At 61.5% G+C, this 18,406-nt stretch carries 18 protein-coding genes; 16 read left to right on the top strand and 2 right to left on the bottom strand.

Going from position 1 to position 18,406, the window contains the following annotated elements; genetic code table 11:
- The first annotated feature begins 146 nt into the window (after positions 1-146).
- From V9L13_RS12920 to V9L13_RS12905, 4 genes are all read left to right on the top strand, one after another.
- Positions 147-806, top strand: a complete 660-nt coding sequence (locus tag V9L13_RS12920) for a transglutaminase family protein (protein ID WP_338802701.1) — start codon at positions 147-149, stop codon at positions 804-806.
- A gap of 43 nt (positions 807-849) precedes the next feature.
- Complete coding sequence (locus tag V9L13_RS12915; RefSeq protein WP_338802700.1) at positions 850-1,473, top strand: glutathione S-transferase; 624 nt, start codon at positions 850-852, stop codon at positions 1,471-1,473.
- A gap of 133 nt (positions 1,474-1,606) precedes the next feature.
- Positions 1,607-2,539, top strand: coding sequence for an ABC transporter ATP-binding protein (locus V9L13_RS12910; protein ID WP_007967569.1), 933 nt, complete (start codon positions 1,607-1,609; stop codon positions 2,537-2,539).
- A complete protein-coding gene (locus tag V9L13_RS12905; RefSeq protein WP_003227090.1) occupies positions 2,536-3,315 on the top strand; it encodes an ABC transporter permease in 780 nt (259 codons plus the stop codon). Before V9L13_RS12910 ends, V9L13_RS12905 begins: the two co-directional genes overlap by 4 nt.
- Before the next feature lie 140 nt (positions 3,316-3,455).
- On the opposite strand, the gene V9L13_RS12900 is transcribed toward V9L13_RS12905, so the two are convergent.
- Positions 3,456-3,974 carry a DUF2062 domain-containing protein gene (locus tag V9L13_RS12900; RefSeq protein ID WP_003227088.1) on the bottom strand — a complete coding sequence of 173 codons (519 nt, stop codon included), beginning with the start codon at positions 3,972-3,974 and terminating at the stop codon, positions 3,456-3,458.
- A 136-nt stretch (positions 3,975-4,110) separates the two neighbouring features.
- Between V9L13_RS12900 and V9L13_RS12895 the strand changes: the two genes are divergently transcribed.
- The 10 genes from V9L13_RS12895 to V9L13_RS12850 all read left to right on the top strand — a co-directional run bounded on the left by V9L13_RS12895 (position 4,111) and on the right by V9L13_RS12850 (position 12,694).
- The gene (locus V9L13_RS12895; protein WP_338802699.1) at positions 4,111-6,324 is read left to right on the top strand and encodes a DNA internalization-related competence protein ComEC/Rec2; all 2,214 of its coding nucleotides are present in this window, start codon (positions 4,111-4,113) and stop codon (positions 6,322-6,324) included.
- A 111-nt stretch (positions 6,325-6,435) separates the two neighbouring features.
- Entirely contained in the window at positions 6,436-7,071 is a 636-nt protein-coding gene (locus V9L13_RS12890; RefSeq protein WP_003227083.1) for a MotA/TolQ/ExbB proton channel family protein, read from the top strand.
- Positions 7,068-7,496, top strand: coding sequence for a biopolymer transporter ExbD (locus V9L13_RS12885; protein WP_025112998.1), 429 nt, complete (start codon positions 7,068-7,070; stop codon positions 7,494-7,496). Before V9L13_RS12890 ends, V9L13_RS12885 begins: the two co-directional genes overlap by 4 nt.
- Complete coding sequence (lpxK, locus tag V9L13_RS12880) at positions 7,496-8,506, top strand: tetraacyldisaccharide 4'-kinase (protein WP_338802698.1); 1,011 nt, start codon at positions 7,496-7,498, stop codon at positions 8,504-8,506. Before V9L13_RS12885 ends, lpxK begins: the two co-directional genes overlap by 1 nt.
- Before the next feature lie 21 nt (positions 8,507-8,527).
- Positions 8,528-8,713 (top strand): Trm112 family protein, encoded by a 186-nt coding sequence (locus tag V9L13_RS12875; RefSeq protein WP_003179363.1) that lies wholly within the window; start codon positions 8,528-8,530, stop codon positions 8,711-8,713.
- A complete protein-coding gene (kdsB, locus tag V9L13_RS12870) occupies positions 8,710-9,474 on the top strand; it encodes a 3-deoxy-manno-octulosonate cytidylyltransferase (protein ID WP_103522244.1) in 765 nt (254 codons plus the stop codon). The genes V9L13_RS12875 and kdsB overlap by 4 nt, the downstream gene beginning before the upstream one ends.
- The gene (locus V9L13_RS12865) at positions 9,474-9,938 is read left to right on the top strand and encodes a low molecular weight protein-tyrosine-phosphatase (RefSeq protein ID WP_338802696.1); all 465 of its coding nucleotides are present in this window, start codon (positions 9,474-9,476) and stop codon (positions 9,936-9,938) included. Before kdsB ends, V9L13_RS12865 begins: the two co-directional genes overlap by 1 nt.
- Entirely contained in the window at positions 9,935-10,954 is a 1,020-nt protein-coding gene (murB, locus tag V9L13_RS12860) for a UDP-N-acetylmuramate dehydrogenase (RefSeq protein WP_338802695.1), read from the top strand. Before V9L13_RS12865 ends, murB begins: the two co-directional genes overlap by 4 nt.
- Positions 10,955-11,126: 172 nt before the next feature.
- A complete protein-coding gene (locus V9L13_RS12855) occupies positions 11,127-12,107 on the top strand; it encodes an XdhC family protein (protein ID WP_338802694.1) in 981 nt (326 codons plus the stop codon).
- Complete coding sequence (locus V9L13_RS12850) at positions 12,104-12,694, top strand: nucleotidyltransferase family protein (protein ID WP_338802693.1); 591 nt, start codon at positions 12,104-12,106, stop codon at positions 12,692-12,694. The genes V9L13_RS12855 and V9L13_RS12850 overlap by 4 nt, the downstream gene beginning before the upstream one ends.
- Positions 12,695-12,849: 155 nt before the next feature.
- Here the strand turns inward: V9L13_RS12850 and rne are convergent, their stop codons facing one another.
- On the bottom strand, positions 12,850-16,071 hold the full coding sequence (gene rne, locus V9L13_RS12845) for a ribonuclease E (protein WP_338802692.1): 3,222 nt from the start codon (positions 16,069-16,071) through the stop codon (positions 12,850-12,852).
- A 699-nt stretch (positions 16,072-16,770) separates the two neighbouring features.
- Here rne and rluC point away from each other — a divergent pair.
- Together rluC and V9L13_RS12835 are read left to right on the top strand one after the other, a co-directional pair.
- Positions 16,771-17,733: a 23S rRNA pseudouridine(955/2504/2580) synthase RluC gene (rluC, locus tag V9L13_RS12840; protein WP_007950779.1), complete on the top strand. Its 963-nt coding sequence runs from the start codon at positions 16,771-16,773 to the stop codon at positions 17,731-17,733.
- The gene (locus V9L13_RS12835) at positions 17,720-18,385 is read left to right on the top strand and encodes an HAD-IA family hydrolase (RefSeq protein WP_103520748.1); all 666 of its coding nucleotides are present in this window, start codon (positions 17,720-17,722) and stop codon (positions 18,383-18,385) included. Before rluC ends, V9L13_RS12835 begins: the two co-directional genes overlap by 14 nt.
- Positions 18,386-18,406 lie beyond the last annotated feature (21 nt).

Below are 18,406 nucleotides of genomic sequence, written 5' to 3'. Positions count from 1 at the left end.
CGGATGGTTTTCGTAGGTTCGGTGGGCAACATCCGTGGGAAATCGTTCGCCGTTCCCGCGTCTTTGCGTCCATGTTTGGCCGAAACGTCGTTATCTCTGTGCTTGAGCTGTCGCTAGACTCGGGGCTCACCCAGGAGAACATCGTCATGCGCGAGTATCTGAGTCCCGGCCGCTTCATCGATAGTGACCACCCGGCGGTGGTGGAGTTCGCCGAACAGCACCGGGGTGCCAGCCGCGACCCGCTCGCGCAGGCGATCAGTCTCTATTACGCCGTGCGTGAAGCGGTGCGCTACAACCCGTACACCTTCAGCCTCGACCCGCAGACCTTGTGCGGCAGTTACGCGCTGGGGGCCGGGGAAAGTTATTGCGTGCCCAAGGCCACATTGCTCGCCGGGTGTGCGCGGCATTGCGGCATTCCCGCGCGCATTGGTCTGGCCGACGTCAGGAGTCACCTGTCGACCCCGCGTTTGCTGGAGCTGTTGCGCAGTGATGTGTTCGCCATGCACGGCTACACCGAACTGTTTCTCAACGAGCGCTGGGTCAAAGCCACACCGGCCTTCAACCAGAAGCTCTGCGAATTGTTCAACGTTGCGCCGCTGGAATTCGACGGGATCAACGACAGCGTTTTCCACCCGTACAACCGTGACGGCGCGCTGCTGATGGAATATCTGGTCGATCACGGCCAGTTCGCCGATGTGCCGGAGCGATTCTTTTTCGAACACCTGGAAAAGTGCTACCCGCATCTGTTCGGCGAACACCGGGCGACGGTGCTGGGCGATCTGCAGAGTGATTTGAGCCGTGCCTGATCCGGCGTATGCTGCTCGCCCACGCATTGGAAAAGAGGCGGTCATGCTGAAGATCTGGGGACGGAAAAACTCATCGAATGTCAGGAAACCACTGTGGGCGGCCGAGGAGCTGGGCCTGGCCTACGAGGCGATTGATGCCGGTGGCGCCTTCGGAGTGGTTGATACGCCCGAATATCGGGCGATGAACCCGAACGGTCGGGTACCGGTGATCGAGGACGACGGCTTCGTGCTGTGGGAATCCAACGCCATCGTGCGTTATCTGCTGGCCAAACATGCGCCAGACAGTGCGTGGTACTCGGCTGACCCGCAGGCCCGGGCCATCGCGGACAAGTGGATGGACTGGACCACCTCCAGTTTTGCCGGACCGTTTCGCACGGTGTTCTGGGGCGTATTGCGCACACCGGCAGACAAGCAGGACTGGCCGGCGATCAACGCGGCGATCAAGGAGTGCACAGCGCTGCTGTCCATGGCCGATCAGGCCCTCGCCCACCAGCCGTATCTGTCCGGCAGCGACATCGGCATGGGCGATATTCCGCTGGGCAGTTTCATTTATGCCTGGTTCGAGATGCCCATCGAGCGTGCCTCGCAGCCGCATCTGGAAGCCTGGTATGCACGGTTGAAGCAGCGTCCGGCGTATCAGAAAGCGGTCATGACCGCGTTGACTTGATAATAACTATCGACACACTTGACTGTACTTGTGTGGCGGCGGCAAGCACCATTGCGTTCACGCGCCGTGGTTGTTTTGTCCGCCGCCCGGCCCAATCTTTCCTCTTCTTCCCTTCTTGGTGCGTAAATCCGATATGAGTTCCGCTCTGTCCATCCGGCAGCTAACCAAAACCTACGGCAACGGGTTCCAGGCCTTGAGTGGTATCGATCTGGACGTCGCCGAAGGTGATTTTTTCGCCTTGCTCGGCCCTAACGGCGCTGGCAAATCCACGACCATCGGCATTCTCTCGACCCTGGTCAACAAGACCAGCGGCACGGTGAATATCTTCGGTCACGACCTGGACAAGAACCCCGCCGCGCTCAAGCGCTCGATCGGCGTGGTGCCCCAGGAGTTCAACTTCAACCAGTTCGAAAAGACTTTCGACATCGTCGTGACCCAGGCCGGTTACTACGGCATTCCGGCGAAAATCGCCAAGGAACGCGCCGAGCAGTACCTGACTCAGCTCGGCCTGTGGGACAAGCGCGATGTGCCCTCGCGCTCGCTGTCCGGCGGCATGAAGCGCCGACTGATGATCGCCCGCGCCCTGGTGCATGAGCCGCGCCTGCTGATCCTCGATGAGCCGACCGCTGGCGTCGACATCGAACTGCGTCGCTCGATGTGGACGTTCCTCACCGAGCTGAACCAGAAAGGCATCACCATCATCCTCACCACGCACTATCTGGAAGAGGCTGAGCAGCTGTGCCGCAACATCGGCATCATCGACCACGGCACCATTGTCGAGAACACCAGCATGAAACAGCTGCTGGGCCAGTTGCACGTCGAAACCTTCCTGCTGGATCTGAAAAACGACTTGCACGCCGCGCCGCAATTGCTCGGCTATCCCGCCCGGTTGCTCGATGGCCATACCCTGGAAGTCCAGGTCGACAAATCCATGGGTATCACCGCGCTGTTCACCCAGTTGGCGCAGCAGAACATCGAAGTGCTGAGCCTGCGTAACAAAACCAATCGCCTCGAGGAGCTGTTCGTGTCTCTGGTAGAGAAGAATCTGTCGAAGGTGGCGGTATGAGTTCCGAGTTCCGTCCCAACCTCGTCGCCCTCAATACCATCGTGTATCGGGAAGTCCGCCGCTTTACCCGGATCTGGCCGCAGACGCTGCTGCCGCCGGCGATTACCATGGTTTTGTATTTCGTGATCTTCGGTAACCTGATTGGTCGGCAGATCGGCGACATGGGTGGCTTCACCTACATGGAGTACATCGTGCCGGGGCTGATCATGATGTCGGTGATCACCAACTCCTACGGCAACGTGGTGTCGAGCTTCTTCGGCAGCAAGTTCCAGCGATCCATCGAGGAACTGATGGTCTCGCCGGTGTCGCCGCACACCATCCTGATCGGCTACACCGTTGGCGGCGTGCTGCGTGGCTTGATGGTCGGGGTCATCGTGACGATCCTGTCGCTGTTTTTCACCCATCTGCAGGTGCATCACCTCGGCGTGACCTTGCTGGTGGTGATCCTGACCGCGACGATCTTCTCGCTGCTGGGCTTCATCAACGCGGTGTTTGCGCGCAACTTCGATGACATTTCGATCATCCCGACGTTTGTGCTGACCCCGCTGACCTACCTCGGTGGCGTGTTCTACTCGATCACCTTGCTGCCGCCGTTCTGGCAGACCGTGTCGCTGGCCAACCCGGTGCTGCACATGGTCAACGCGTTCCGTTACGGCATTCTTGGCGTGTCGGATATCCGGATCGGCATCGCGATCACCTTCATGCTGGTGGCGACGGTGGTGTTGTATCTCGGTTGTGCGCGGTTGCTGGTGAGTGGTCGCGGGATGCGGACCTGATCCGAAACCGCGTCGCTGCCATCGCGAGCAGGCTCACTCCTACAGAAGGGCGCGTTCCAATGTAGGAGTGAGCCTGCTCGCGATGGGGCCTATTCAGGCGCTACAAAAAAACGGCCTCCACTGCGGAGGCCGTTTTGCATTCAGCGCATGCGGTTTTTCTTGCGCCGCGCCCATTGCCGCGCCACCCACCAGCGCCAATAGAGCATCACCGTGAAGTAGGCGAGGATGCCGAGTAGCAGTCCGCATACCACCGACCCCAGCAAAAACGGCTGCCACATGGTCGAGAGCTCTCCGCTGACCCATTCCCAGGTCAACGAATCGGGCAGGGTACGGGCAGGCACATTCATCAACCAGGCCCCGGCCTGATAAGTGCAGAAAAATACCGCCGGCATGGTGATCGGGTTGGTCAGCCACACGAGGCTGACGGCAATCGGCATATTGCCGCGCACGGTGATTGCCAGTGCGGCGGCTACCAGCATCTGCGCCGGAATTGGCAGGAACGCGGCGAACAGGCCGACGGCCATCGCTCGGGCTACCGAGTGACGATTGAGGTGCCAGAGGTTCGGGTCATGCAGCAACTTGCCGAGAAAGCGTAAGGATTTGTGTTCCCTGATGCTCGTCGGGTCGGGCATGTAACGTTTGAATAAGCGCCGGGGCATAAGGCTTCTCGGTCGGTTAAGGCGGCAAGTATGTCTGGATTCTACGAAGCGCCCATTCAGACTTTGTGACAATTGTTGACGACGCTTGTGCTCCACGCCAGCTAAGCATAGTGAGGGGACTCTCAAGGACAGGCTTATGCGCACAGGGATGATGGCGCTGGCAGCCGGTTTGCTGGTTGCAGGTTTTTTGCCGGTTTTACCGCCGGTCGGGTTGATGATGTTGTTGCCCATGGTGGGGCTGATGTTGCTGCCGTTTCGCAGCTATCCCTTGGCATTTCTGCTGTTCGGTTTCACTTGGGCTTGTGTCAGTGCGCAGTGGGCGCTGGATGAGCGATTACCGGCGCAACTTGACGGTGAAACCCGCTGGGTCGAGGGGCGTGTGGTCGGCTTGCCGCAAACCAGCGAGGGCGTGGTGCGTTTCGAGTTGGCCGATGCCCGCTCGCGCCACGACAGGCTGCCGTCGTTGATGCGTCTGGCGTGGTACGCCGGGCCAGCGGTCAAAAGTGGCGAGCGCTGGCGTCTGGCAGTGAAACTCAAGCGCCCCGGTGGTTTGCTCAATCCCGATGCCTTCGATTACGAAGCCTGGCTGCTGGCGCAACGCATCGGCGCGACGGGTACGATCAAGGATGGTCAGCGCCTTGCCGAGGCAAACTGGGCGTGGCGCGACGGCATTCGCCAGCGCTTGCTGGCAGTCGATGCACAAGGGCGGGCTGGTGCATTGGCGGCGCTGGTGCTGGGTGATGGCTCCGGGCTCAGTCGCGAGGACTGGCAGATCCTGCAGGACACCGGCACCGTGCATCTGCTGGTGATTTCCGGCCAACACATCGGGATGTTGGCGGCGGTGATGTATCTGCTGGTCGCCGGGCTGGCGCGCTACGGATGTTGGCCGCTGCGCAGGCCTTGGCTGCCTTGGGCCTGCGGACTGGCGTTTGCCGCTGCGCTCGGCTACGGCTTGCTTGCCGGGTTTGATGTGCCGGTGCAACGGGCCTGTGTGATGGTCGGGCTGGTACTGCTGTGGCGTCTGCGATTTCGCCATCTCGGCGCGTGGTGGCCGCTGTTACTGGCGTTGAATGCGGTGCTGTTGCTCGACCCGTTGGCCAGTTTGCGTCCCGGCTTATGGTTGTCGTTCGCCGCTGTGGGGATTTTGATTATCACCTTCGGTGGTCGACTCGGTGCGTGGAAATGGTGGCAGACCTGGACGCGGGCGCAATGGCTGATCGCGTTGGGTCTGTGCCCGGTGCTGCTGGCGCTGAATCTGCCGATCAGCCTCAGCGGACCACTGGCGAATGTGCTGGCGGTGCCGTGGGTCAGCCTGTTGGTGCTGCCACCGGCGCTGCTCGGCACGCTGTTGTTGCCGGTGCCTTATGTCGGTGCAGGGTTGTTGTGGCTGGCGGGTGGCTTGATCGACTGGCTGTTTCGCGGCTTGTCGATGATTGCCGGGGCCTGGCCGGCGTGGATCTCGCCGTCGCTGCCGTGGTGGGCGTTGTTGCTCGGCAGTCTCGGCGCCTTTTTGCTGCTGTTGCCGCGCGGAGTGCCATTACGACCGCTGGGCTGGCCGTTGCTGCTGATTCTGGTGGCGCCGCCTCGCGAGCGGGTGGCCGAGGGGCTGGCCGATATCTGGCAGCTCGATGTCGGTCAGGGCCTGGCGATCCTGATCCGTACGCGTCATCACACGTTGCTCTATGACGCCGGTCCACGCTTCGGCGATTTCGATCTGGGTGAGCGAGTAGTGCTGCCGACGCTGCACAAACTCGGGGTCGAGCGCATCGATCTGATGCTGCTCAGTCATGCCGACGCCGACCATGCCGGTGGTGCGCTGGCGGTATCGCGGGGCTTGAAAGTGACTCGGGTGATCAGCGGCGATCCGCCGGGCCTGCCCGCCATACTGCGGGCCGAGGCCTGCGAAACCGGGCGGCAGTGGCAGTGGGACGGGGTCCGTTTTCAGCTGTGGCAATGGTCGGCCGCCAATGACAGCAATCAGCGCTCCTGCGTGTTGCAGATCGAGGCCAATGGCGAGCGTCTGCTGCTGACCGGCGATATCGACATCGCCGCCGAACGGGTTCTGCTCGACAGTCCGCTGGCCGTGCCGACGCACTGGCTGCAGGCGCCGCACCATGGCAGTCGCAGTTCCTCCTCGATGGCGCTGCTTCGGGCATTGAAGCCGCATTCGGTGCTGATCTCCCGGGGGCAGGGCAATTCGTTCGGTCATCCGCACCCGCTGGTGCTCGCGCGTTATCGTCAGCAAGGGCTGCGCATCTACGACAGCGCGCAGCACGGCGCCATTCAGCTGCGCCTGGGCAGCTTTCAGGCGCCGTGGCTGATGCGTCAACAACGGCGTTTCTGGCGTTGAAACACCATTGATCGCGGGATCGCCGAATGTGGCATCAGGTCGTCGGGGCAGCGGGTCTTAATCGCGAACCGGTATGGTAAAGTGGCGCACTTTTTCGAGGGGACTGTCACTGTGTGGGAATTGGTCAAATCCGGCGGCTGGATGATGTTGCCGATCATTCTGAGTTCCATCGCGGCCATGGCGATTGTCGCCGAGCGTCTGTGGACCCTGCGCGCCAGCCGCGTCACCCCCGAGCATCTGCTGGGTCAGGTCTGGGTCTGGATCAAGGACAAGCAGCTCAATAAAGAAAAACTCAAGGAACTGCGAGCCAATTCGCCGTTGGGTGAAATCCTCGCCGCGGGCCTGGCCAACTCCAAGCATGGTCGCGAGATCATGAAGGAATGCATCGAAGAAGCCGCCGCGCGGGTGATTCACGAGCTCGAACGCTACGTCAACGCGCTGGGCACGATTGCCGCCATGTCGCCGTTGCTGGGCCTGTTGGGCACGGTACTGGGCATGATCGACATTTTCAGCGCCTTCACCGGTTCCGGCATGACCACCAACGCCTCGGTATTGGCCGGCGGTATCTCCAAGGCGCTGATCACAACGGCGGCGGGCCTGATGGTCGGTATTCCGTCGGTGTTCTTCCACCGTTTCCTGCAGCGCCGCATCGATGAGCTGGTGGTGGGCATGGAGCAGGAAGCGATCAAACTGGTCGAAGTGGTGCAGGGCGACCGTGACGTCGATCTGGCCGGGGACAAAGCGTGAAATTCCGTCGCAAACCCCGGGAAACGATCGACATCAACCTCGCGTCGCTGATCGACGTGGTGTTCATCCTGTTGCTGTTTTTCGTCGTGACCACCACCTTCACCCGCGAGACACAGTTGCGCGTCGATCTGCCGGAATCGGTCAGTGGTTCGCCCGCCGAAGACCAGCAGCTCAAGCAGTTGGACGTCGCGATCAGCGCCGAAGGCGTGTTCTCGGTGAACAACAGGATTCTGCCGAAGAACGACCTGGCGACGCTGATGGAAGCCATGCAGAAAGAAGCCAACGGTGACACCAACATGCCGTTGTCGATCAGTGCCGACGGCAAGACCCAACACCAATCGGTGATCACCGCCATGGACGCGGCCGGCAAGCTCGGTTTCAGCCATTTGCGCATGACCACGGTCGAGGCGGCGCCCAAATCCTGATGAGCCTGTCCGATCGTTTGCTCGCCGCGTGGTATCAGGGGCATCCGGCCCTGACACTGCTGCGGCCGCTGGAAATGCTCTACCGCCGCGTGGTGGTCAACAAGCGTCAGCGTTTTCTCGACGGTGAAGGCCAGATCTATCAGCCACCGGTGCCGTTGATCGTGGTCGGCAACATCACGGTGGGCGGCACCGGCAAGACACCGATGATCCTGTGGCTGATCGACCATTGCCGACGCGCCGGTCTGCGGGTTGGTGTGGTCAGCCGAGGTTATGGCGCCAAACCCCCGCAACTGCCGTGGCGGGTCACCGCTGAGCAGAGCGCCGACATTGCGGGCGACGAGCCGCTGTTGATCGTGCAGCGCACCGGCGTACCGCTGATGATCGACCCTGATCGCAGCGCGGCGGTCAAAGCCTTGCTCGCCAGTGAACCGCTGGACCTGATCCTGTCTGACGACGGCATGCAGCATTACCGTATGGCGCGGGATCTGGAGCTGGTGCTGATCGACGCCGCCCGTGGTTTGGGCAACCAGCGCTGCCTGCCGGCCGGTCCGTTGCGCGAGCCGATCGAACGCCTGCAAAGCGTCGATGGCGTGCTGTTCAACGGTGCCACTGCGGATCGCGAAGATGGCTTCGCGTTTCGCCTGCAAGCGACGGCGCTGGTCAATCTGCGCAGTGGCGAGCGCAAGCCGCTCGATCATTTTTCGCCTGGTCAAGCGGTGCACGCAGTGGCCGGGATCGGCAATCCGCAACGTTTCTTCAATACCCTCGAAGCGCTAGACTGGCGAGCAGTCCCCCATGCGTTTGCCGACCACGCCGAATACAGCGTGCAGGCCTTGAATTTCACACCGTCATTGCCGTTGGTGATGACCGAAAAGGACGCGGTGAAGTGCCGTGCCTTCGCAGCAGACGATTGGTGGTATCTGGCCGTCGATGCCGTGCCGTCACCGGCCTTCGTGGCCTGGTTCGACACCCAGTTGATGCGCCTGTTGCCCGATCGTCTTTTGCCTTAACTCTTTATCCAGGGAATGTTCATGGACACCAAATTGCTCGACATCCTCGCGTGCCCGGTCTGCAAAGGCCCGCTCAAGCTCAGCGCCGACAAGACCGAATTGATCAGCAAGGGCGCCGGCCTGGCCTATCCGATCCGCGACGGCATCCCGGTGATGCTCGAAAGCGAAGCGCGTACCCTGACCACTGACGAGCGTCTGGATAAATGACCACTGCTTTCACCGTTGTCATCCCGTCGCGTTACGCCTCGACCCGCCTGCCGGGCAAACCGCTGCTGGATATCGCCGGCAAGCCGATGATCCAGCATGTCTGGGAGCAGGCGAGCAAAAGCAGCGCCAGCCGTGTGGTGGTCGCGACTGACGATGCGCGCATCGTCGAAGCCTGCAAGGCGTTCGGCGCTGAAGTGGTGCTGACCCGTGAAGATCACAATTCCGGCACCGATCGTCTGGCTGAAGTCGCCGCCAAACTGGGCCTCGAGCCTGACGCGATCGTGGTCAACGTGCAGGGTGACGAGCCGCTGATCCCGCCAAGCGTGATCGATCAGGTTGCCGCCAACCTCGCCGCCCACACCGAAGCGCGCATGGCCACCCTGGCCGAGCCGATCGAAGACGTCGAAACCCTGTTCAACCCGAACGTGGTCAAGGTCGTCAGCGACCTCAATGGTCTGGCGCTGACCTTCAGTCGCGCGACCTTGCCGTGGGCCCGCGATGCGTTCGCCAAAAATCGCCAGCAGTTGCCGGAAGGTGTGCCGTACCGTCGTCACATCGGCATTTATGCCTACCGCGCCGGGTTCCTTCAGGACTTCGTGAGCTGGGGCCCGTGCTGGCTGGAAAACACTGAATCCCTCGAACAACTGCGTGCTCTGTGGCACGGCGTGCGGATTCATGTGGCCGATGCATTGATCGCGCCGCCGACCGGTGTCGACACCGCTGAAGATCTTGAGCGCGTTCGTCGCCTGCTGGAGGCCTGATGCGCGTTCTGTTCGTGTGCCTGGGCAACATTTGCCGCTCGCCCACCGCTGAAGGCGTGTTACGCCACAAACTGCGCGAAGCGGGGCTGGCGGATCAGGTCGAAGTGGCCTCCGCCGGCACCGGTGACTGGCATGTCGGCAATCCGCCGGACAAGCGCAGCCAGGCTGCGGCCAAACTGCGTGGTTACGACCTGTCGGCGCAACGTGCGCAGCAGGTCAGCCGTGCCGATTTCGCCAGTTATGACCTGATTCTGGCCATGGACAGCAGCAACCTGCGCAACCTCAAGGCGCTGCAACCGTCCACCGGCAAGGCCGAGCTTGACCTGTTCCTGCGCCGTTATGCCGGTGTGGTCGATGAAGTGCCGGATCCGTACTACGACGGCGATCAGGGTTTCGAGCAGGTGCTGGATCTGATCGAAGCAGCCTGTGACCAACTGTTGATCGAAGTGAAGGGCCGGTTATGAGTTTGCAGGTGCAGCCCCAGATTTCGCTGAAACCGTTCAACAGTTTTGGCGTGGACGTGCGCGCGCAGTTGTTCGCCGAGGCCCACAGCGATGCCGACGTGCGCGAAGCCTTGGCCTATGCGACTGCCCATGACGTGCCATTGCTGGTGATCGGCGGCGGCAGCAACCTGCTGCTGACGGCTGATATCCCGGCGCTGGTGCTGCGCATGGCCAGCCGTGGCATTCGGCTGATCAGCGATGACGGCAGCCGCGTGGTGATCGAGGCTGAAGCTGGCGAACCGTGGCATCCGTTCGTGCAACACACCTTGGCGCTGGGATTTTCCGGTCTGGAAAACCTCAGTCTGATTCCCGGCACCGTTGGCGCGGCGCCGATGCAGAACATCGGTGCCTACGGCGTCGAGATCAAGGATGTGTTCGCCGGGCTGACCGCGCTGGATCGTCAGACCGGCGAGCTGCGCGACTTCAGCCTGGAAGAATGCAACTTTGCCTACCGCGACAGCCTGTTCAAGCAGCAGCCGGGGCGTTGGCTGATCCTGCGGGTGCGCTTCAAACTTGATCGAGCTGCCCACCTGCATCTGGAGTACGGCCCGGTGCGTCAGCGCCTGACCGAGCAGGGCATCGAGCAACCGACGCCCACCGACGTCAGCCGCGCGATCTGCAGTATCCGCAGCGAAAAATTGCCGGATCCGGCCGTGCTCGGCAATGCCGGCAGTTTCTTCAAGAATCCGCTGGTGTCGGCGGCGCTGGTCGAGCAGATCAAGGCGCAGCACCCGGATCTGGTGGCCTATGCGCAACCGAACGGGCAAATGAAGCTGGCCGCCGGCTGGTTGATCGAGCGCGCTGGCTGGAAGGGTTTCCGTGAGGCCGATGCTGGCGTGCATAAATTGCAGGCGCTGGTGCTGGTCAACTACGGCTCCGCGACCGGCCTGCAATTGCTCGATCTGGCGCAACGCATCCAGAAAGATATTGCCGAACGTTTCAATGTCGAGCTGGAAATGGAGCCGAACCGTTATTGAGGCTACGCTTTCAAGCAGCACCCAGAGCCCTGCACGAATGGAAAATGCAGGGCTTTTTTGTTGGTCGCAGGGTTGACGTAAACTGCCGGCCATAGCCGAAACCCTCTGCGGATGAACCCATGATTACCCTGAAACTTCAGGTCTGGCACTCTCGACAGCAGGTACCGGCCTGATGGACAGCGTCGACCTCAACGTCCTGCGCAGCGTGCTCGAGTGGCGCCGCGCCGGGCAGCGAGTGGTGCTGTTCAGCGTGGTGCAGACCTGGGGCACCGCGCCCCGGGCACCCGGCGCGATGCTCGCGTTGCGCGAGGACGGCGTGGTGATCGGCTCGGTGTCGGGCGGTTGTGTCGAGGATGACTTGATTGCCCGCCTGCACGACGGGCGCATCGCCAGCGACGGCCCGCCGGTACAACTGATTACCTATGGCGTCACTCGCGAGGAGGCGGCGCGTTTCGGCTTGCCCTGTGGCGGCACGCTGCGTCTGACCGAGGAGCGGGTCGGTGATCCGGCGTGGGTCGCGGAGTTGCTGGCGCGTTGTGAAAACCATGAGATTGTCGCCCGTCAGCTGAACATCGAAACCGGTGAGGTTGTGCTGTCGGCGGCGAGCAAATCCGATGTGCTCGAATTCGAAGGCAAGACCCTACGCGCCATTTATGGTCCGCGCTGGCGTCTGTTGTTGATCGGCGCCGGACAGCTGTCGCGTTACGTGGCGGACATGGCGCGGCTGCTGGATTTCGAAGTGCTGATCTGCGATCCGCGTACCGAGTTCGTCTACGGCTGGGAAGAGCACCACGGTCGCTTTGTCCCGGGCATGCCGGATGACGCGGTGTTGAGCATTCAGACGGACGAGCGCACGGCGATTGTGGCGCTGACCCACGATCCACGCCTGGACGATATGGCGCTGCTCACCGCACTCGATTCGCCGGCCTTTTATGTCGGTGCACTCGGATCGCGGGTCAACAGTCAGAAGCGCCGGGACAATCTGGCTCAGTTGGGCTTGTCACCCGAGGCGATCAACCGTTTGCACGGGCCGATCGGTTTGCACATCGGCAGCCATTCACCGGCGGAGATTGCCCTGTCGTTGTTGGCGGAGATCGTCGCGATCAAGAACGGCGTTGAGTTGAAACAGAAGAAAGTTGTGGAGGCGTCATGAGTCGATCCATCGCAGTGATTGTGTTGGCGGCGGGCGAGGGCAGTCGCTTTCGTCAGGTTGCGGGTGACGACAAGGACAAGCTGCTGGCCGATTGCACCGGGCGTGATGGTGCGGTGCGTTCGGTGATCGAGCAGGTATTGCTGAATCTGCCGGCCGGTCTCGACAAGCGGGTGCTGGTCACCACCGAAGCGCGGCCGCAGGCGATGCGCATGGCTCAGGCCTATGGCTGTGAGGTGGTCTCGATTGATTCGACCGGGATGGGTGACAGCATTGCGGCGGGCGTTGCGGCTTGTCCGGAGGCGGATGGCTGGTTGATTGTGCTGGGGGATATGCCGTTTATTTTGCCGTCGAGTATTGAGCGGGTGGTGGCGGCAATGACCGATGACGCGGTTAGTGTGCCGGTGCAGGAGGGCGAATTTGGGCATCCGGTGGGGTTCGGGCGTTCGTTCGGGCCGGGCTTGCAGGCATTGAGTGGTGATCGCGGCGCCAGGCCTTTGTTCAAGCAGGGCAGGGTGATTGAGATAGCGGTGGATGATCCCGGGGTGTTGTGGGATATCGATGTGCCTGAGGCGTTGGTGTTCAAATAAAAGCCAGATCAAAAGATCGCAGCCTTCGGCAGCTCCTACATTTGGGATGTGATCACCTGTAGGAGCTGCCGAAGGCTGCGATCTTTTGATCTTCTAAATGGAATAAAAAAGCCCCGCCTGATTGCTCAGGCGGGGCTTTTTATTGGCTTTCGGAATCAGACGAGCGGTTTAGGCTCGTGTTCTTTTTCCTGGGCCTCTTGGTGATGCTCGACCGCGTCCTGAACGGAGCGTGGTGCTTCGGCGATCACCGACTCAACCACTGCTTCTTCAGTCACGGAAGCAGCAACCTCTACGACTTCAGCAGCTGGAGCTGCAGCGGCAGCCAGTTCGGCTTCCTTCTGCAGACGCTCGGCTTCACGCTTGCGGCGACGCACTTCACGTGGGTCGTTTGGCGCACGGCCGTTTGGCGTCAGGGCGCTGACCGGAGCGGCTTCAACCACTGGAGCAGGGGCTTCAGCAACCACAGGCGCTTCGACGACCGGTGCTTCAACCACTGGCGCTGGAGCAGGTTCGGCCACTTCAACCACTGGCGCGGCGGCCTTGGCTTCTTCTGCTACTGGCGCTGGCGTTTCAGCGACGGCAGGCTCGGCAACCCAGTTGAAGGCGGTCTGTTCTTCGCGAACTTCACGCACGGTTTCGGTCACAGTTTCAGCGACGGCTTCAGCAACCGGCTCTGCGGTCACGACTGGCGCTTCGACAACCGGAGCAGGCTCGGCAGCGACTTCAGCCTGAGGCTGAGCTTCGCGAACCGGTGCCACTTCGACTTCCGGAGCAGCAACCACTTCCACTGGGGTGGTGGCTTCAACGACCGGCGCTTCCACTGGAGCAGTTTCCAGGGTGGCGGCGGTGGCGCGTTCAGCTTGCTCGTGTGCCTGTGCTTCGGCTGGAGCGCTGATCACGCTGCTGGCAACAGCGGCTGTCACGGCCAGGCCGGCAGCCAGATCGGCAGCGCTTGGTGCTGTTTCAGCGTTTTCGCCGGACTCGGACTCTTCCGAACCTTCGATCACGTTGCCGTTGGCATCACGCTGACGCTCGCGACGGTTGCTGCGACGACGCTGACCACGGGAGCGACGACGTGGACGATCGCCTTCGGCGTTGTCCTGACCGTCTTCCGACAGTTGCTCTTCGCCGGTGATGACTTCTTCTTCGGCTACCGCAGCAGCCTGTTCGGCACGTGGTTGACGCTCTTCACGCGGTGGGCGTGGTGCGCGTTCTTCGCGTGGCTGACGGGCCGGACGCTCTTCTGCGACAACAGCGGCAGCGGCAGCAGCTACGGGTGCGGCCGGAGCGGCGTCCAGTGGCTCGCGCAGTTCACGGACACGCTCTTCACGCTCGCCACGTGGCTTGCGGTCTTCACGTGGCGCACGTGGTGCACGTTCTTCACGCGGAGCGCGTGGTGCGCGTTCTTCGCGAGCGGCTGGCGCTTCGGTGCGGGTTTCACGCGGCTCACGGGCTTCACGAGGCTGACGCTCTTCACGCGGCTCACGTGGTGCGCGCTCTTCACGCGGTGCACGTTCTTCGCGCGGCTTGCGCTCTTCATCGCGGCGACCGTTACGGTTGCGGCTCTGCTGACGACCGTTGCGACGCTCTTCGTTGCGGGCTGGACGCTCGGTGGCCGGCTTTTCAACGACGACCGGAGCGGCTGGCTCTTCTTTGGTCGCGAACAGGCTGACCAGCGATTTCACCAGGCCTTTGAACAGGCTTGGCTCTGGCGCGGCAACCGGAGCGGGTGCAGCGGCGGCAGGCGCGGCGACTTCGGTCGGCACCGGAGCGTTGGCGCGGGCCGGAGCAGTCTTGACCGCGGCTTCCTGGCGAACCAGGGTGCGGGTCGCAGCGGCTGGCTGGACTTCTTCGACTTCGGCAGCGGCAGCAGCGATTTCGTAGCTGGACTGGTTGGTCGCAGCTTCCGGGCTGTCGTCACGCAGACGCTGAACTTCGAAGTGCGGGGTTTCGAGGTGATCGTTCGGCAGAATGACGATACGGGCACGGGTGCGCAGTTCGATCTTGGTGATCGAGTTGCGTTTTTCATTGAGTAGGAACGCGGCGACCGGGATCGGCACCTGCGCGCGCACTTCGGCAGTGCGGTCTTTCAGGGCTTCTTCTTCGATCAGGCGCAGGATTGCCAGCGACAGCGATTCGACGTCACGGATGATGCCGGTGCCGTTGCAGCGCGGGCAGACGATGCCGCTGCTTTCGCCCAGCGATGGACGCAGGCGCTGACGGGACATTTCCAGCAGGCCGAAGCGCGAGATGCGGCCGATCTGCACGCGAGCGCGGTCGGCTTCCAGGCATTCGCGGACTTTCTCTTCCACGGCGCGCTGGTTCTTGGCAGGGGTCATGTCGATGAAGTCGATGACGATCAGGCCGCCGATGTCGCGCAGGCGCAACTGACGGGCGATTTCTTCGGCGGCTTCAAGGTTGGTCTGCAGCGCGGTTTCTTCGATGTCGCTGCCTTTGGTGGCGCGCGCCGAGTTGATGTCGATGGACACCAGGGCTTCGGTCGGATCGATGACGATGGAGCCGCCGGAAGGCAGTTCGACGACGCGCTGGAAAGCGGTCTCGATCTGGCTTTCGATCTGGAAACGGTTGAACAGCGGCACGCTGTCTTCGTACAGCTTGATCTTGCTGGCGTACTGCGGCATCACCTGGCGGATGAAAGTCAGGGCTTCGTCCTGGGCTTCAACGCTGTCGATCAGCACTTCGCCGATGTCCTGGCGCAGGTAATCGCGGATGGCGCGGATGATCACGTTGCTTTCCTGGTAGATCAGGAACGGCGCGGAGCGATCCAGCGAGGCTTCTTTGATGGCGGTCCACAGTTGCAGCAGGTAGTCGAGATCCCACTGCATTTCTTCGCTGCTGCGGCCCAGGCCGGCAGTGCGCACGATCAGACCCATGTCGGCTGGAGCAACCAGACCGTTCAGCGCTTCACGCAGTTCGTTGCGCTCTTCGCCTTCGATGCGACGGGAGATACCGCCGGCACGCGGGTTGTTCGGCATCAGCACGAGGTAACGACCGGCCAGGCTGATGAAAGTGGTCAGGGCGGCGCCCTTGTTGCCACGTTCTTCTTTTTCGACCTGAACGATGACTTCCTGGCCTTCGCTCAGGACGTCCTTGATGTTGACGCGGCCTTCAGGGGCTTTCTTGAAGTATTCGCGGGAGATTTCTTTGAGGGGCAGGAAGCCGTGGCGCTCGGAGCCGAAATCGACAAAGGCAGCCTCAAGGCTTGGTTCGATGCGAGTGATACGGCCTTTGTAGATGTTGGCCTTTTTCTGCTCGCGTGCACCGGATTCGATGTCCAGGTCGTAGAGGCGTTGGCCATCTACCAGTGCAACACGCAACTCTTCGGGTTGAGTTGCGTTAATCAGCATTCTTTTCATGTAGTACCGTCGGTTTCCGGGCTGCCGGAAACGGCGTTCGGCACACACGACTTCTCACGGTCGGTGTCAGGTGCGTCGGGAGTGGTTGGCCATTCCCGTGTCCAGCGATGTCAGGCCAATTGGGCCGATATCGCGACGTACGCGTCCTGCTTGCTGTGGCTACTTAAGCACTCAGTCAGGAGGAGGAATCAACCAGCGGCTGTGGACGAGATGAAGCGTCTTGATAAAGCCTATTGCTACACAGTCCGGCGGTTGTGCATCTCCACCCTACACGTATCCCTGATAATTCGGGTGCTGCCGCGCGCAGAATCCGCAGCGGGTTGGCATTTACCGTGAGCTCCGAAAGGGGAGGTCACGCATCATGGCTAATTCAGGCGATGTTTCCGAAGCCTTCGCTCGGGGTCATCTGCAGCTGACTGCACTTTGTGAACTGGCCTCGAATATTTGCCTGTCAGGCGAGTGAAAACTCTGCTCGACGGTGTAATTCAGGCCTCATGTCACCTGCGCTTGTTACAACTGCAAACTCCACCGTTACGTAGCGAAAGCCCCGTAGGACGGCCTCGCGTCCTGGTGAATTGCGTTGGTCAGGGCCGGTTTTTGACCGTGGTTCCGCTGTCCAGGCCGCTTTTGGCGGCGTTCGCGACTATAGCAGCAATGATTAAGTGCTTCAATTCCATAAAAATTGTTATCATCCGCGACATGACAACTACTGCCCCTTCGACTCCAGGCGTTCAACTGCTTGAAGTCTCGCCGGAGTATGCCGGCCAACGAATCGACAATTTCCTCCTTGCCCGGCTCAAAGGCGTGCCCAAGACCTTGATTTACCGCATTTTGCGTAAAGGCGAAGTGCGTGTGAACAAGGGGCGGATCAAGCCCGAATACAAGCTGCAGGCCGGCGATATCGTGCGTGTGCCGCCGGTTCGCGTGCCTGAGCGCGACGAGCCGGTGCCTTTGGCCCAAGGTCTGTTGCAGCGCCTGGAAGCCTCGATTGTCTACGAAGACAAAGCCCTGATCGTGATCAACAAGCCCGCCGGCATTGCGGTTCACGGCGGCAGCGGCTTGAATTACGGCGTGATCGAAGCCTTTCGTCAGTTGCGCCCCGATGCCAAGGAGCTGGAACTGGTTCACCGTCTCGACCGTGATACCTCCGGTCTGTTGATGATCGCCAAGAAGCGCAGCATGTTGCGCCACTTGCACGCCGCCTTGCGCGGTGACGGCGTCGATAAGCGCTACATGGCTCTGGTTCGCGGCAACTGGGCGACCTCGATCAAGCAAGTCCGTGCGGCGCTCGGCAAGAGCAATCTGCGCTCCGGCGAGCGCATGGTCGAGGTCGACGAGGAGGAAGGCAAGGAGTCGGTGACCGTGTTCAAGGTCTTGCGCCGCTTTGGCGACTTTGCCACGCTGATCGAAGCCAAGCCGATCACCGGCCGTACGCACCAGATCCGCGTCCACACGTTGCACGCCGGGCATTGCATTGCCGGTGACACCAAGTACGGCGATGACGGTTTCAGCAAGGAAATCCGTGATCTGGGCGGCAAGCGCCTGTTCCTGCACGCCTACATGCTGACCGTGCCGCTGCCTGATGGCGGTGAGCTCAAGTTGCAGGCACCGGTCGATGAAATGTGGGCCAAGACCGTGGAGCGATTGAGTGCGCCCATCTGATTACAAGCTGCTGATTTTCGATTGGGACGGCACCCTCGCCGATTCCATTGGTCGGATTGTCGAGGCGATGCATTCTGCGTCCGGGCGTTCCGGTTTCGAGTTGCGCGATGATTTTGCCGTCAAGGGCATCATCGGTCTGGGCTTGCCCGAGGCGATCCGCACCTTGTACCCGGACATCAGCGATGCCGAGATGACCTTGTTTCGCGAGTACTACGCTGATCACTACATCGCGGCAGAAGCCGTGCCTTCGCCGCTGTTCGAAGGTGTAGTCGAGTCGATGGCGTCCTTTCGTGAGCAGGGTTTTCACCTGGCGGTCGCGACCGGCAAGAATCGTCGCGGACTGGATCGGGTGCTGAAGGCCAATGGCTGGGAAGATTTTTTCGATATCACCCGCGCCGCCGACGAGACCGCGAGCAAGCCGCATCCGTTGATGCTGGAACAGATTCTCGACCACTGCGGCGTGCATCCCGAGCAGGCGCTGATGGTCGGGGACTCGTCCTTCGATCTGCTGATGGCGCGCAATGCAGGCATGGCCTCTGTGGCGGTCAGCTACGGCGCGCAGTCGATTGACTCGCTGCAGCAGTTCGAGCCGCGCCTGTCGATCGACCATTTTAGTGAGTTGCATGCCTGGCTGGGGCAGCAGGCCAAATAAGTTTTTTCTGGGGTGGACTGG

It is taken from the genome of Pseudomonas sp. RSB 5.4, assembly GCF_037126175.1.
GTDB lineage: Bacteria > Pseudomonadota > Gammaproteobacteria > Pseudomonadales > Pseudomonadaceae > Aquipseudomonas > Aquipseudomonas fluorescens_H.
Note: the sequence above shows the minus strand (reverse complement) of the source record. Positions and strands in the feature narration are given on the sequence as shown.